Source organism: Escherichia sp. 20412-1 (genome assembly GCF_003027595.1).
Taxonomy (GTDB): domain Bacteria; phylum Pseudomonadota; class Gammaproteobacteria; order Enterobacterales; family Enterobacteriaceae; genus Escherichia; species Escherichia marmotae.
Genome location: NZ_PYQM01000133.1, coordinates 1 through 476, shown reverse-complemented (window position 1 = coordinate 476; position 476 = coordinate 1). Strand labels below are relative to the sequence as shown.

The window sequence follows — 476 nt, the reverse complement described above, 5'->3', positions numbered from 1 at the left end:
GCAAAAGAAGTAGGTAGCTTAACCTTCGGGAGGGCGCTTACCACTTTGTGATTCATGACTGGGGTGAAGTCGTAACAAGGTAACCGTAGGGGAACCTGCGGTTGGATCACCTCCTTACCTTAAAGAAGCGTTCTTTGCAGTGCTCACACAGATTGTCTGATAGAAAGTGAAAAGCAAGGCGTCTTGCGAAGCAGACTGATACGTCCCCTTCGTCTAGAGGCCCAGGACACCGCCCTTTCACGGCGGTAACAGGGGTTCGAATCCCCTAGGGGACGCCACTTGCTGGTTTGTGAGTGAAAGTCGCCGGCCACTGTATCTCAAAACTCACTTACGAGTGATGTTTGAGATATTTGCTCTTTAAAAATCTGGATCAAGCTGAAAATTGAAACACTGAACAACGAAAGTTGTTCGTGAGTCTCTCAAATTTTCGCAACACGATGATGGATCGTAAGAAACATCTTCGGGTTGTGAGGTTA

Annotated in this window: 1 tRNA gene and 1 rRNA gene; both read left to right on the top strand. The window is 47.5% G+C overall.

What is annotated here, in order from left to right:
• Positions 1 to 117: ribosomal RNA gene (locus tag C7B16_RS24380) — 16S ribosomal RNA — on the top strand; the annotation flags it as partial.
• An 85-nt stretch (positions 118 to 202) separates the two neighbouring features.
• Positions 203 to 278 (top strand) — tRNA-Glu (locus C7B16_RS24375).
• The last annotated feature ends 198 nt before the right edge of the window (positions 279 to 476 follow it).